The organism is Nioella sp. (assembly GCF_965215655.1).
Taxonomy (GTDB): domain Bacteria; phylum Pseudomonadota; class Alphaproteobacteria; order Rhodobacterales; family Rhodobacteraceae; genus Nioella.
Genome location: NZ_OZ244111.1, coordinates 3,998,149 through 4,011,340 on the forward strand (window position 1 = coordinate 3,998,149; position 13,192 = coordinate 4,011,340).

At 62.8% G+C, this 13,192-nt stretch carries 12 protein-coding genes; 1 reads left to right on the top strand and 11 read right to left on the bottom strand.

Annotated elements, in window-relative coordinates; all coding sequences use genetic code 11:
* From ACOOEX_RS19880 to ACOOEX_RS19930, 11 genes are all read right to left on the bottom strand, one after another.
* Positions 1–336 carry a zinc ribbon domain-containing protein YjdM gene (locus tag ACOOEX_RS19880; RefSeq protein ID WP_420396450.1) on the bottom strand — a complete coding sequence of 112 codons (336 nt, stop codon included), beginning with the start codon at positions 334–336 and terminating at the stop codon, positions 1–3.
* A 60-nt stretch (positions 337–396) separates the two neighbouring features.
* Entirely contained in the window at positions 397–1,710 is a 1,314-nt protein-coding gene (locus tag ACOOEX_RS19885; RefSeq protein WP_420396451.1) for a M16 family metallopeptidase, read from the bottom strand.
* 11 nt (positions 1,711–1,721) lie between these two features.
* Positions 1,722–3,050: a M16 family metallopeptidase gene (locus ACOOEX_RS19890; RefSeq protein ID WP_420396452.1), complete on the bottom strand. Its 1,329-nt coding sequence runs from the start codon at positions 3,048–3,050 to the stop codon at positions 1,722–1,724.
* A 192-nt stretch (positions 3,051–3,242) separates the two neighbouring features.
* Positions 3,243–4,112 (bottom strand): Hint domain-containing protein, encoded by an 870-nt coding sequence (locus ACOOEX_RS19895; RefSeq protein WP_420396453.1) that lies wholly within the window; start codon positions 4,110–4,112, stop codon positions 3,243–3,245.
* Positions 4,113–4,297: 185 nt separating this feature from the next.
* On the bottom strand, positions 4,298–5,248 hold the full coding sequence (locus ACOOEX_RS19900; protein ID WP_420396454.1) for a Hint domain-containing protein: 951 nt from the start codon (positions 5,246–5,248) through the stop codon (positions 4,298–4,300).
* Positions 5,249–5,482: 234 nt separating this feature from the next.
* Positions 5,483–6,637, bottom strand: coding sequence for a Hint domain-containing protein (locus ACOOEX_RS19905; RefSeq protein ID WP_420396455.1), 1,155 nt, complete (start codon positions 6,635–6,637; stop codon positions 5,483–5,485).
* A 270-nt stretch (positions 6,638–6,907) separates the two neighbouring features.
* A complete protein-coding gene (locus ACOOEX_RS19910; protein WP_420396456.1) occupies positions 6,908–7,432 on the bottom strand; it encodes a DUF3035 domain-containing protein in 525 nt (174 codons plus the stop codon).
* Between the two features lie 44 nt (positions 7,433–7,476).
* Entirely contained in the window at positions 7,477–7,947 is a 471-nt protein-coding gene (gene lspA / locus ACOOEX_RS19915) for a signal peptidase II (RefSeq protein WP_420396457.1), read from the bottom strand.
* A 131-nt stretch (positions 7,948–8,078) separates the two neighbouring features.
* On the bottom strand, positions 8,079–9,665 hold the full coding sequence (gene purH, locus ACOOEX_RS19920; RefSeq protein WP_420396458.1) for a bifunctional phosphoribosylaminoimidazolecarboxamide formyltransferase/IMP cyclohydrolase: 1,587 nt from the start codon (positions 9,663–9,665) through the stop codon (positions 8,079–8,081).
* A gap of 18 nt (positions 9,666–9,683) precedes the next feature.
* Complete coding sequence (locus tag ACOOEX_RS19925; protein ID WP_420396459.1) at positions 9,684–11,450, bottom strand: heparinase II/III family protein; 1,767 nt, start codon at positions 11,448–11,450, stop codon at positions 9,684–9,686.
* 47 nt (positions 11,451–11,497) lie between these two features.
* Positions 11,498–12,760 (bottom strand): RsmB/NOP family class I SAM-dependent RNA methyltransferase, encoded by a 1,263-nt coding sequence (locus tag ACOOEX_RS19930; RefSeq protein WP_420396460.1) that lies wholly within the window; start codon positions 12,758–12,760, stop codon positions 11,498–11,500.
* 70 nt (positions 12,761–12,830) lie between these two features.
* Between ACOOEX_RS19930 and ACOOEX_RS19935 the strand changes: the two genes are divergently transcribed.
* A complete protein-coding gene (locus tag ACOOEX_RS19935; RefSeq protein ID WP_420396461.1) occupies positions 12,831–13,019 on the top strand; it encodes a DUF1674 domain-containing protein in 189 nt (62 codons plus the stop codon).
* Positions 13,020–13,192: the final 173 nt, after the last annotated feature.

Here is a 13,192-nt window from a genome sequence, read left to right on the forward strand (position 1 = left end):
CTAATCTGCAACCCGCTTGACGAATTGTGACTTCAGCCCGATCTGGCCCACGCCGGGGATCTTGCAGTCGATGTCGTGATCGCCGTCCACCAGCCGGATGTTGCGCACCTTAGTGCCAACCTTGACCACCGTGGACGTGCCCTTGAGCTTGAGGTCCTTGATCACGGTCACGGTGTCCCCATCCGCCAGCGGATTGCCGACACTGTCGCGGATGACGTCCTCCGCCGCCGCACCCGGAGCCCATTCATGGCCGCATTCCGGGCAGTTGAGCAGCGCATCCACCTGGTAGGTATAGGCAGAGGAACAGGCGGGGCACGGGGGCAGGGTGTCAGTCATGGCCTGCCTATAGCCGTGGCGATCGGGGCGGGGAAGCGCACTTGCCGTCGCGGCCTATGGTCAATTCCCGATCTCAAGCCCCTCTGGTTGCCCGACCACCACCACATGCAGCCCCTCCGGGTCCATCAGGCGGGCGGCGGTGCGGGAAATATCCTCCAGCGTCACGGCCATGACCTGATCGTTGCGTGTATTGATGTAGTCAATGGGCATCTCGTCGATCTGCATGCCCGACAGGATACCGGCAATGGTGGCGTTGCCTGTGAAGCGCAGGGGGTAGGCGCCGGTCAGATAGGTCTGGGCGGCCTCCAGCTCTTCTGCCGTGACGCCATTTGCGGCCACGTCGGCCCATTGGTCGTGCAAAACCTCGATGGCCTCGGCCACCAGATCGTTGGAGGAGGAGAACTGCCCCAGCATCATCGGGCCATGGTCAAACAGCACGAGGAACGTGGAGATCCCATAGGTCAGGCCGCGTTCCACCCGCACCTCCTGCATCAGCCGCGACCGGAAATTGCCGCCACCAAGGATCTGGTTCAGCACATAGGCGGCGAAAAAGTCAGGGTCGTGGCGTTCGATCCCGGCATGGCCGAAAAAGGCTGTGGACTGCGGCGTCGGGTAGTCGATGACGGTGATGCCGCCGGTCAGATTGTAGGGCGCATCACCGGGCATGTCGGCCCCGGTTTCGGGCAGGTCGCCAAGCAGACGGTCCAGCAACTGGCCCAGTTCCTCTGGCGTGATGTCGCCCGACACGCCGATGTGCACCCGGTCGCGGGCCAGCGCGCCCCGGTGGGCGGCAATCAGATCGTCGCGGGTCAGGGCCTGAACGCTTTCAGTGGTTCCCTCATGGTCCGACCCATAGGGATGATCCCCGAAAGTCTGGGCGTAGAGCTCAGAGGACGCGAGGTCCGACGGGTCGTTCTGATTGCTGTCGATGATCGACAGAACCTGTGTGCGGACCCGGTCGATGGCGGATTGTTCGAAACTGGGGTCCACCAGCGCCGCGCGCAGCAGGTCAACGGCCTCGTCCCGGTTCTGGGTCAGCATTCGGGCGGTGATGTTGATCGAATCCCGGTAGGAATCGAAACCGAAATAGGCCGCCAGCGCCTCGGATCGGGCCGCGAATTCGGCATTGTCCATATCGGCGGCGCCTTCTTCCAGCAGGGCCGTCATCAGATAGGTTGCGCCCCGCGCGCCGGGCGCGTCGAGCGAGGTGCCGCCTTCGAACAGAATGTCGATTGCGACGAACGGAATGGAATGATCCTCGACCAGCCAGGCCGTCAGGCCACCGGGCGAGGTGACCTCCTGAATATCGACCTGCGCGCGGGCGGGCAGGGTGGCGGCAAGCGTGAGGGCGACGAAAGCAAGAATGCGGAACATGGGCTGTCTCCTCACAGGCCGGGGGCGGTCAGGTAACCGGTGACCGAGGTGGTTTCCGTGAAGATCATGCGGGCGGCTTCCATCACTTCTTCGGGCGTGATCGAAGCGATGACATCGGGCCAGTCCTGAATGTCCTGCACCGTCAGGCCGGAGGTCAGGCCGACACCGTACATGCGCGCCAGATCGCCCACGTCATCCTGCGCATAGATCATCTCGGCTTCCCACTGGAACTGGATGCGCGCGAACTGTTCGGGGTCGATGCCGTCCTCAAGGAACTGCGCGATGACGCGATCCAGATCGGCTTCGGCCTCTTCCAGCGAGACACCGGGGACGGGCACGTTGAAGACAGAGAAGACCGTGTCATCCAGATTGGTGCCGGAGTAGCTGGCAGCGGCATAGAGAGACCGGGCCTCCTCTACCTGCAAGACACGGGGCAGCACGGCCGTGGCACCGGACCCTGCCAGCACGTTGGACAAGAGCGTCAGGGCGGCAGCCATGCGCTGATCGCCGGGGTCGCGTTCGGGCGCGATGTAGCTGCGCACCACGTAGGGGTCGGACACGCGCGGGTCTTCGTAATAGACGCGGCGATCCGCGATCTGCGGCGGGTCATGGGGGCGTTCGCGCGGTTCCACACCCGATGGCTCCAGAGGACCGTAATGTTCCTCGGCCAGCGCGCGGACTTCCTCGGGCGTCACGTCTCCCGCCACGATCAGGATCGCGTTATCGGGGGAATAGTAGTCGTGATAGAAGGAAAACACGTCCTCGCGGCCAAGGGTCTCGATCTCGTGCCGCCAGCCGCCGATGGGGATGCGATAGGGATGCGCGAGATAGAGCGACGCCCGCACCTGTTCGTTGAAAAGCGCGCCCGCACTGGAATCGGTCCGCTGCGCGCGTTCCTCAAGGATCACGCTGCGTTCGGTGGTGATATCCTCGTCCGTCAGCAACAGGTTGCGCATCCGGTCGGCTTCCATCTGCATCATCAGGCCGAGCCTGTCCGAGGCGACACGCTGGTAATAGCCGGTATAATCCCAACTGGTGAAGGCATTGTCGGACCCGCCATTGGCCTCGACAATGTCGGAAAACTCGCCGCTTTCCAGCGTCTCGGTGGCCTTGAACATCAGGTGTTCGAGGAAATGCGCAATGCCGGAGCGGCCCGGCGGCTCATCCGCTGCGCCGACGCGATACCATAGCATGTGAACCACCACCGGGGCGCGGTGGTCTTCGATGACGACGGCATGCAGCCCGTTGTCGAGCGTGAACTCCGAGACCTCTGTGGCCTGTGCCCCGGACGGGAGAAACGGCATAAGGGCCATGCACGCGGCCAGCATGTATCGGAACATTCAGAAACCTCTTCGGCAGACAAAAGCGATCCAGCCCCACAAGAGATACGGGGTTTCGCCGCAGCATCAAGCGTGGTGACGGGGATGTGAGCGATGAAGGGCGCGTTCCGGTACTCCTGCCTGGCGCCAGAGCAAGGAAAATGGCGCAGACCGGTCGGGCCTGCGCCAGATGCTGAGAAAGCGGGCAGAGGGTCAGGCCACCTGACGTTTGGCGAGCCTGTTTGCAATGTGGGCGGGAACCTGCCTTGCGCTCATCGCGCGGGGATAGGGCAACTCCTCCATCTCGGGCACGTCGCCGTAGAGCGCCTCGAACTCTGCATAGTTGTCGAAGACCCGGCGGGACACATTGTCGATGAAGGTCTCGGCGGGGGCACCGTTGGCGAGGATGATTTCATGCTCTTCCGTCTCGATATGGTAGACAGTGTAGCTGTCGCCCATCTCCGCCAAAGGCACGCGGGTAATGGTCGTGCCATTCACCAAAGCGCCAGCGTGGCAAATGACTCCATCCACCAGCATCCCGTGATCAGCAGTAACGGTCAGGTCGGTATGTGGCAGGCCGTCACCCAAAGACCCGGCAGCAAAGCGCACCGGCATCAGCCGCTCGGCGGGGCCGAAACGGGTGGAAACGGTCTGGCGGCCGATCCACTTGACCCTGACCTCGCCGTCAGCACCCGAAAGAATTCTGTCTCCTATGGACAGATCCTCTACTGCGACCTCTCCAGCCGGGGTTGCAATGCCGGTTCCGGGCAGGAAGCAGAACGTGTAGGTCGATGCCGACAGTGTAACCGTCGTGCCGCCAAGGGCGGCATTGTTCGAGAATACATACAGCTCGCCGCCGCCCAGATCGACCACCGGATCACCGGTGTCGGTGACACCCGCAAGGGTAAAGGAGGCACCAAAAACGTTTATAGCCTCGCCCACGTCTGTCGAGCCGCCGCTCGGGGTCGGATCTATCTCGATGACGTCGCCGATACCGTAGGCGTTGCCCGATGGAAATGTCAGTGTGGTCGGCACTCCGACAGGCCCAAGATAATAAAATGTGGAGTATGTTGCAGTCGCCATCGAGAATCCCTTCTATCAATCAGCTCAGGTCATTTTCGTCGCAAGCCACCTTGCCGCCGGTCTTTTTCAGTTACTTAGCAAATCCAGCCCATCCTGTCATGCCGGTTGAGTTAGCCCCGGAACAGGACCGACGGGGCACCTTTGTAAATGCAAGCACTTGAAGGCTGGGCAGTTCCGCCCCCCCGTCAGGCCACCACCTTCCCGGCCAGCTTCGCCGTGATCCGCTCCGGCACCTGCCTTGCGCTCATCGCACGGGGGTAGGGCAGTTCCTCCATCTCCGGCACATCGCCGTAAAGCGCCTCGAACTCGGCATAGTTGTCGAAGACCCGGCGGGACACATTGTCGATGAAGGTCTCGGCGGGGGCACCGTTGGCGAGGATGATCTCATGTTCCTCGGTCTCGATATGGTAGACGGTATAGGTCTGTCCCATCTCGGCTAGCGGCACACGGGTGATCGTTACGTCATTAACCAGCGCGCCAGCGTGGCAGATGACGCCATCCACCAGCATTCCATGATCGGCGGTGACCGTCAGATCCGTGTGGGGCAGGCCGTTGCCAAGCGCGCCCGGGCTGATCCGAACCGGCATCAGGCGCTCGGCAGGACCGAAACGGGTGGAGACGGTCTGATACCCGATCCATTTGACCTTCACCTCAACACCTTCGGCGGTCAGAGCCACATCCCCAATCCTTAGATCCTCTACCGCAACCTGACCCTCGGGTGACGCGATGTTCGTTCCCCCGAGAAAGCAGATTGGCGTAACGGTCGAGGCGATATCGTCCGTTGAGTCACCGGCTGTATAATTGCCATCAAAATCCACCGCCGGTGGGAAATCCGCATAGGCGACCCCCGCTTCTGATGAGCCGAGCAACTGGCCATGTTCATCTTCGAACACAAGGAATTCACGACCGTTGTAGGTGACCGTTCCAAGATAGGTTGCGCCTGAGGCGGAATAGTCGGGATCAAGCACTTCACCGGGTGAGAGATTATTATCAACCGCCGTATCTTCAGTGTAGCTGGCGGGCGTATATCCGGGATTGTTGCCTGAAAGCCCTTGCTTGTTCCAGAATTGGTTCCCGGTGGGAATATCGGTGCTTAGACTGTAGTAGCACCATGAATTGATCGTGTAGGTTCCCATCTGGCTTTCTCTCTATGGCTTGCGGGCAAGACCACAAAAATGTGGATCTGACCCGGATTTCGCGGAGCGCTTGCATAACGGGACCGATCGTATGCCGCGCGCGCCACTTTTGTCACTCAAGGAAACCTGTCGACGACACTTGCAGTTTCGCAGGTCTGCCCGTTTCTTTGTTGCGTTGCCCGATGAACCCTCCCAAGGGCCTCAGCAGCGAAGTCCTGCAACCTTGCCGTGTAGTCAGACTGCGATCAAGCACGAAAGCTGCTTGCGCAAGCGCTCTGGTAGCTGCCTTGCGCTCATCGCACGGGGGTAGGGGAGTTCCTCCATCTCCGGCACGTCGCCGTAGAGCGCCTCGAACTCGGCATAGTTGTCGAACACCCGGCGGGAAACATTGTCGATGAAGGTCTCGGCTGGGGCGCCGTTTGCGAGGATTATCTCATGTTCCTCGGTCTCGATATGGTAGACGGTATAGGTCTGTCCTATCTCGGCTAGCGGCACACGGGTGATCGTTACGTCATTCACCAGCGCGCCAGCGTGGCAGATGACGCCATCCACCAGCATTCCATGATCGGCGGTGACGGTCAGATCGGTGTGGGGCAGGCCGTTGCCAAGCGCACCTGCGCTGATCCGCACAGGCATCAGTCGCTCGGCGGGGCCGAAGGCGGTAAAAACGGTTTGGCTTCCGATCCATTTCACGGAAGCCGGCGCGCCTTCTGCCGTGATCACGGTGTCTCCGATGGACAATGTTTCGACAGCCACATCTCCCGTGTCCGTCAGAATCAGTGTTCCTTCCAGGAAGCAGGTGACACTGATTGTTGAAGAGCCGAAAGTCGTGTTCTGTGTCCAGTTGCTCGGGTCATTCAAACGCGCTGCCCAGGTCGCAGGATCCGTCAGAGATGTCGGTCCCGTGTAGGACGCAAGACTTGCCCCTGTATCGGCGGCAATTGCGTTTGTGCCTTCGGTAAGCCCGGAGCCGAGCTCGGTGTTGATCGTGCTATTGCCAATGAGATTAATTGAGAATGCCGATTGTGAGTGGAACTGAGCGATTGGGCTTCCGCCGCTCTGAGCCAGGATCTGATCGTGAGAGCCGGTCCCGATGTCGAAAACTCCATTCTCTACGAGACTTCCTTGAGAGGCGCTCCACCCGCCAGACCCGCTTGGCGTGGAGAATTCGATAACCGTTCCGGCCGCGATGGTGCCGCCGGTATCGTTTGTCCAGTTCAGCACGCCTTCCAATGTGCTAAAGCCGCCACTGTTGACCCCGTTGTCAGTGAAGCTTATCGACTCGCCAGCTGATACATCCTGCAAAACGACAATCTTGAAGTTTTGATCGGTGAAGCTTGACGCCATCGAGACTTCAACAAACCCAATATCCCCGGCGTTTAGTGGCATTTCTGTTTCCCCCAATGATTACTCGGCAGCGGCTTCTGTCGCAGGCGCTCCGGTCGGTCGTCATAATGCGCGGGAGGGTAGTCTGAAAGGTTTGGCAAGCAAAGGTTTTTTTGCCGACTGTGACCCGGTCAAGTAAACCAGTGCATGCAATCCTGATCGTCAAAGGTAGCAGTTATTGCAGTTTCTAGTTCAAAAATCGAACTCAGAGCGGTGGGTGGCATCAGTCTGCTGTTCACATCACACTTCAAGAAAGCCAGGTCTCATTGAGACTCAGTCTTCAATATTGCCGATCTCTTCCGGCGGGGCGGCGGGCGTGCGGATGCCTGCAGCGCGCATGCGTTCCAGTTCCGCGTAGCGGTCGAGCGACATGGAGCGATAGGCGCGGTGATAGACGTTCACGGCGGCGATGCGTTCCAGAATGCGGCCGTCATTGCGGCGGCGGAATTCCAGATCCTCGGCGGCCAGCGTGTCGCGGATGTCACGGCCCACGCCGAAGCGGGTGACATAGCTGACCATGCCCTGGCTGCCGGCCCCGGCGCGGTCGATATTGCCACCAAGCGCGGCGGCCACATCGGCCTCGGGGTCGGGATCGGCGCGGTTGATGCCACCGGGGGACGGGGCAGGCAGGCTTTGCAGATCGTCCGGCATTTGCAGAGGCCGCGTGGGAAGAATGCCGAACTCATCGGGGCCTTCGCCGTCCGCACGCAGGTTTAAGAGGCGCGGGTCGTTTCGACCACATGCCGCAAGTGCCAAAAGCACCAGTCCCAAGCCGATTGCCGTGCGAAGCCTGCTCATTCAGTCTCTCCTCTCGGACGGTTTAGCGCATGTTTTCGCCGCCGTCACGGGGTCATATTCTTCGTATCGGCAAAGATCAGCAAGCCAAAGGCGCCGACAAAGACGCCGATATCGGCAATGTTGAACGCATACGGGTTCTGGAAGCCACAGCAGGAGGTGTTCAGGAAGTCCGCAACCGCGCCATAGATGACCCTGTCGAAGGCGTTTGCAATGGCCCCGCCGACAATCGCGCCAGCCGACAGCATCGAGATGCGCTTCTGCATCCGGCGCGACCACCAGAGGATCCAGGCCGAAATGACGAAGGCGAGGGCAACGAGCAGCCAGCGGGTGGCATTGGCGTCATTGGCCAGCAGGCCGAAATTGATGCCTGTGTTCCAGCCCATGTGGAAGTTCAGATAGGGCGGCAGGATTTCCATCTGGCCGATGGTCAGCAGGTCCAACTGGTAAAGCACATACCACTTGCTGATCTGGTCGAGCGCGAACCAGAAAAGCGCGGAGAGGAGGGTGAGGCGCATATGAGTGTCCTTCGTGCTGATCCAGTCGGGTTTCGCCGCCTTCGGCGTCGACCCGCGGGGGGCGCTGCCCCCCGGACCCCCCGAGGTATTTGTGCCAAGATGAAAGGAGGTCGGATCGGATTCAACCCCTCTCAGTGACGGAAATGGCGCATCCCGGTAAAGACCATGGCAAGACCTGCCTCGTCCGCCGCGGCGATCACCTCGTCGTCGCGCATGGATCCGCCCGGCTGAATCACGCATGTCGCGCCTGCGGCGGCCGCTTCCATCAGCCCGTCGGGGAAGGGGAAGAAGGCGTCGGAGGCCACGGCGGAGCCGATGGTCAAAGGTTTCGGCAAACCAAGCGTTTCGGCCATGCGTTCGGCCTTCTTGGCGGCAATGAGGGCGCTGTCCACGCGGCTCATCTGGCCTGCGCCGACGCCGACGGTGGCGCCGTCCTTCACGTAGACGATGGCGTTGGACTTGACGTGCTTGGCCACCTTCCAGGCGAAGAGCAGATCGCGCATCTGGTCTTCGGTGGGGGCTTTCTTCGTCACGACCTTGAGATCGTCCATGCCGACAAAGCCGTTATCCTTGTCCTGCACGAGGAACCCGCCCGCGACCTGCCGGAAGGCAAGGCCGCCTGCACGGGTGTCGGGAAGGCCGCCGGTGGTCAGCAGGCGCAGGTTCTTCTTGGCGGCGAAGATCGCCTTCGCTTCGTCAGACGCGCCGGGGGCGATCACGACCTCGGTGAAGATGCCGGTGATTTCCTCGGCTGTGGCTGCATCCAGTGGCTGGTTCAGGGCGACGATGCCGCCAAAAGCGCTGGTGCGGTCGCAGTCGAAGGCCGATTTATAGGCGTTAAGCAGCGTCGCGCCCACGGCCACGCCGCAGGGGTTGGCGTGCTTGATAATCGCGCAGGCGGGCGTGTCGGTGCCGAACTCGGCCACCAGTTCGAAGGCAGCGTCGGTGTCGTTGATGTTGTTGTAGCTCAGCTCTTTGCCCTGGTGCTGCTGGGCGGTTGCCACGCCCTCGCGCTCTGAGCCATCGGTGTAGAAGGCGGCGCGCTGATGGCTGTTTTCGCCATAGCGCAGGGTCTGTTTCAACGTGCCTGCAAAAGCGCGGCGGCGCGGGGTGTTGGTACCGAGGGCCCCGGCCATCCAGGTGGAGACGGCGGCATCATAGGCGGCGGTGCGGGAATAGGCTGTCAGCGCCAGTTGCTGGCGGAAGGCGTAGCCGGTTGCGCCATCGTTCTCGTCGAGCTGTGCCAGAAGGGCGGCGTAATCCTCTGGGTCCGTCACCACGTTCACGAAGGCATGGTTCTTGGCCGCCGCGCGGATCATCGCGGGGCCGCCGATGTCGATGTTCTCGATGCAGGTGTCATAATCGGCGCCTTTGGCGACGGTTTCTTCGAACGGGTAGAGATTGACGACCAGCAAATCGATGCCCTCGATCCCATGTTCGTCCATCGCAGCGACATGGGCGTCGTTGTCACGCAGGGCCAGAAGGCCGCCGTGCACCTTGGGGTGCAGGGTTTTGACGCGGCCATCCATCATCTCGGGGAAACCGGTGACCTCGGCCACATCCTTCACCGCCAATCCAGCATCGCGCATCGCCTTGGCGCTGCCGCCGGTCGAGAGCAGTTCCACCCCGCGCGCGGCGAGGGCCTGGGCCAGCTCGATCAGCCCTGTCTTGTCGGATACGGAAAGCAGGGCGCGGCGCAGCGGCACGAGATCGGTCATGGTGTCTCCTGTGTCTTTTCACAACCGGAGCACATCGGACGCAGGGGCGCGAGGGGCGCGGGGGGCGTCGGTGGGTTTGGCGAGGCTCCAGCTTATGGCGCTGCCATAATCGGTAACGCGGGAAGATAGAACGATCTGTTTTGTCGCGCGTGGCTTTAATCGCCCGGATTCGAGGTAAACGCTCTTTTCAAGGGTCAGATTGGCCTCCTGCCCGTGGCGGAAGACCCAGACCTCGCCGCCGCGCAGGGTCAGGGACACGGCTGCCCCGCCAAGGTCCAGCTCGGCCTCGACATCCGGGTGCAGGTGAAAGCGCAGGGTGAACGGGATGCCGTCAATGGGCAGGCGGGCCATGACCCGGTCGAGCGTATCACGGTCCTTGTCGGTGAGCGCGGCAAGCCCATCCTCGCCCCGCAACAGACGCCCGTCATTTTCAAGGCTCAGGCTGCGCAGGTGGATCAGCCCGTGGGTGCGGCGGTAGCCGTCATGCGAAAAGGCAATGGCGCGCGCAGCACCGCTGTCGCTTTCCTGAACCTCCACTTTCTCGGGGCCTTCCAGAAGCGCCTGTTTCACGACGCCATGATAGGCGGACCGGGGACCGAGCCGGGCCGAAGAATATCCCTCAATTGACAGGGTGGAATGCGAAGGCGTGGCGCGGCCCGCGCGTCGCCAATCCGCGCCGAACCCCGCGCCGGACCCGCAATTCACGATTACTGGGCGGCGACCTGATGTGAGTTCGAAGGCCAGCGTGGAGGCGTGGGAATTATAGGCCTCTGGCCCCATCATCGGGGGCGCGGCGTCGATCACGACAGAGGTTCGCCCGCCCGAGAGCCGAGCATAGCCCATGGCAAGGCCGGACACAGTGGCGGGCCGTACCCCGGATTGAGAGAGCGCATGATCCAGCCGCCCGACCTGCCCGCGCCCGCCGCCATGGAACCGCGCCAGTCCGCCATCCGCATGACGCAGGCTGCGCAGGGTGGGGGCCATCCGCATGATGGCGGTGTTGACGGCTGGGTCGGGGCTTTTGCCAGACTCAGCCAAAACGGCGGCAGTCCAGGTCAGCAGGGTGAAGACCTGAAGCAGTTCCTCGGGGTTGCGGGTGACGATGCCACCGGAGGAGTCGATTTCGCGCGCGCATTCTTGTGCCAGGGCTTTCAGCGCCGGTTTCAGGTGATGGGCCACGCCGATCAGCGAACAGGCGGAATAGATCAGGCCCGTCAGCGCCTCGAACCGGGGCAACCCGTGCGATGTGCTGCGCCAGCGACGGGCGAGGAAATCGGCCTGTCGCCCGAGCGCGGCGTAAAAGGCGCGGGTTTCAACAGCCTCTTGCCCGTTCATCAGGAACAGCGCATGGCTGATCCAGCGGATCTGACGCCGTCCGACAAGATCGGGCACCCAGCCCGGCCCCTTGCCGGTGCCATAGCGCGTCATCCATCCGGCAAGCCAGTCCTGGGCCATGGGGCGAGCCGATCCATCGGCGACAGCGGCCAGATGGTCGAGCCATTCGAATCCGTGGAGCTCGTCCTCGAAAGCGTCAGAGGGCGGGATAAGTGCCCAAGGCACATCCTTGGGCATCTGCACCAGCACACCGGCAAAAAGCAGATTGCCGGCCATAAGCTGCCGCCCACGCACATCCGATCCGATCAGGCGCGGTTCCGGCTGAGAGGTGAACCCCTTGGGTTTCGGTGCAAAGCCCGCCCGCCACGCCGCCCACCGGTTGGCGAACCGGTTAAGCCGTCCGGGGCGCTCGCGCAGCGCGACCGGGGCGGGTGAAAGGGCTTCGGACATGTGTTTGCGGGCTGCTCTTGTTTTTCTGGCCGCAAGGATAGCAGGGATCAGGCCCGTTTCAAAAGGGCCATGTAGAACCCGTCCATCCCACCCCTGTCGGCCCAGAAATCCGGGCGCAGGCGCAGACCGCCTTCAGCGCTGGCCCAGTGGGCGTCACCGCCAAGCGAGACCGGGTCAACAGGTAGAATCGTCAGGTCTGCATGACGTTTCAGCGCCGCCTTGACCTGATTCTCCCCCTCATTGGGAAGCAGCGAACAGGTGCAATAGACCAACCGTCCACCGGGCTTCAGCAAGGTCATCGCGTGGTCGATCATCTGCATCTGTAGCCGGGTCAGCGATTCGACCTCCTTGGAGGTTTTCACGAAGGGAAGGTCGGGATGGCGGCGAATGGTACCGGTGGCAGAACAGGGCGCGTCGAGCAGGATCGCGTCGAACGGATCGGCCTGATAAGTCAGCGCGTCGGCGGTGACGAGAGTGGCCCTGAGCCCGGTGCGGGAAAGGTTTTCTTCGACCCGTTTCATGCGGGACGCGGACAAGTCGAGCGCGGTCACGTCTGCCCCGGCAGCGGCCAGTTGCATGGTCTTGCCACCCGGCGCGGCGCAGAGGTCGAGCACCCTTTGGCCTGTCATGTCGCCAAGCAGCTTTGCGGGCAGGGCAGCAGCGGCGTCCTGAACCCACCAGTCGCCGGTCTCATAGCCCGGCAGGGCGGTGACCTGGGTCTGTGCCAGCCGGAGCGACCCGGTCGGCAGCAGCTCAGCGCCGTCGATTGTGATGCCGGGCTTGGGCGTGATGTCCAGGGGCGCGGGGCGCTCATGGGCGACCTCGATGGCGGCGACTGCGTCGACCCCATAGGCCTTGTGCAGCGGTTTGCGCAGCCAGATCGGCAGCGCCTGCGGGGGCGTCTTTGCCCAAGTCTCGCGCGCTTCGGCATCGAGTTTCCTCAGCACCGCATTCACCATGCCCGAGGCGCGAGACCAGCGCGGGTGACGCTTGGCGATCTCGACCAGTGAGGCGACGACGCCATGCGGTTCGGACCCGTCCACCAGCAATTCCGCCGCGCCGAGGCGCAACAGGTTCTGCACCGCCAGCGTCGGGCGGCGGGTCAGGTAGGGGCGCAGCACCGCGTCGATCCGGCCCATATGGCGCATGACCGTCAGGGCAAGGCGCTGGGCGCGGGCGGCATCCTGGGGGGACAGACCCTGCGGCGCGGGCTGATGCGACATCATCCGGTGGTCTATCATCACGCCGCGCAAGTGCTCCAGCGCCGCGCGGCGGGCGGCGAGGCCGGTGTCGGGGCCGGTGTCTGGCATGGGGTGTCCTCTTGTCACTCAACCCGCGCGGGGTATATCAAAGCCCCAGACCGCACAAGGATCGCGACCCATGTCCGACGACGCCACCAATCCCCGCACCGATCTGCCCCCCGCCGCGCAGCGCGCGCTTGCCGAGGCCGAGGAACGGCGCAAGGCGGCGAAAGCGCTGGACCTGCCGACCGAGCTGGGAGGGCGCGACGGCCCGGAACCGGTGCGATTTGGTGACTGGGAAAAAAAGGGAATCGCGGTTGATTTCTGAGAATTTCGCCGCCTGACGGCGTCGACCGGGGAACGCCCCTTCTCAGGCCCCGGCGGGGCCCTCGGCGGGGCGTGTTGCCACGGGAAATCCATGACGGTGCCGCGCCCTGGAGACGGTCGTCAGGGCCGATAGGTTCGGTGAGTCCGGCGGAGTGTTTACTACCGGCGCTAACC

Excerpts from the sequence above, each read along its gene's own strand:
- ACOOEX_RS19905 (WP_420396455.1), bottom strand. The coding sequence starts at position 6,637 with ATGCCACTAAACGCCGGGGATATTGGGTTTGTTGAAGTCTCGATGGCG.
- ACOOEX_RS19895 (WP_420396453.1), bottom strand. The coding sequence starts at position 4,112 with ATGGCGACTGCAACATACTCCACATTTTATTATCTTGGGCCTGTCGGA.
- purH (WP_420396458.1), bottom strand. The coding sequence starts at position 9,665 with ATGACCGATCTCGTGCCGCTGCGCCGCGCCCTGCTTTCCGTATCCGAC.
- ACOOEX_RS19900 (WP_420396454.1), bottom strand. The coding sequence starts at position 5,248 with ATGGGAACCTACACGATCAATTCATGGTGCTACTACAGTCTAAGCACC.
- lspA (WP_420396457.1), bottom strand. The coding sequence starts at position 7,947 with ATGCGCCTCACCCTCCTCTCCGCGCTTTTCTGGTTCGCGCTCGACCAG.
- ACOOEX_RS19880 (WP_420396450.1), bottom strand. The coding sequence starts at position 336 with ATGACTGACACCCTGCCCCCGTGCCCCGCCTGTTCCTCTGCCTATACC.
- ACOOEX_RS19930 (WP_420396460.1), bottom strand. The coding sequence starts at position 12,760 with ATGCCAGACACCGGCCCCGACACCGGCCTCGCCGCCCGCCGCGCGGCG.
- ACOOEX_RS19885 (WP_420396451.1), bottom strand. The coding sequence starts at position 1,710 with ATGTTCCGCATTCTTGCTTTCGTCGCCCTCACGCTTGCCGCCACCCTG.
- ACOOEX_RS19910 (WP_420396456.1), bottom strand. The coding sequence starts at position 7,432 with ATGAGCAGGCTTCGCACGGCAATCGGCTTGGGACTGGTGCTTTTGGCA.
- ACOOEX_RS19890 (WP_420396452.1), bottom strand. The coding sequence starts at position 3,050 with ATGTTCCGATACATGCTGGCCGCGTGCATGGCCCTTATGCCGTTTCTC.
- ACOOEX_RS19935 (WP_420396461.1), top strand. The coding sequence starts at position 12,831 with ATGTCCGACGACGCCACCAATCCCCGCACCGATCTGCCCCCCGCCGCG.
- ACOOEX_RS19925 (WP_420396459.1), bottom strand. The coding sequence starts at position 11,450 with ATGTCCGAAGCCCTTTCACCCGCCCCGGTCGCGCTGCGCGAGCGCCCC.